Raw genomic sequence first — 229 nt, forward strand, 5'->3', positions numbered from 1 at the left:
CGCGACGATCGAGAAGCTCAAGACCGACGACGCGCTGCTGACCAAGATCCTCACGTACCACGTCGTGCCCGGCCAGATCTCGCCCGACAAGATCGCCGGCGACCAGAAGACCGTGCAGACCGGCACCGTCAAGGTCACCGGTTCGGGCAACGCGATCAAGGTCAACGACGCCAACGTCATCTGTGGTGGCGTGAAGACCGCCAACGCCACCGTGTACCTCATCGACTCG

The 229-nt window shown here is 63.3% G+C and carries 1 protein-coding gene; it reads left to right on the top strand.

Features of this window, described 5'->3' with window-relative positions:
* Positions 1-229 (top strand): fasciclin domain-containing protein (locus tag IG04_RS0142070; protein WP_030482317.1); only part of this gene is annotated, 229 nt, incomplete at both ends.

This window comes from Lentzea albidocapillata, from assembly GCF_000719115.1.
Taxonomy (GTDB): domain Bacteria; phylum Actinomycetota; class Actinomycetes; order Mycobacteriales; family Pseudonocardiaceae; genus Lentzea; species Lentzea albidocapillata.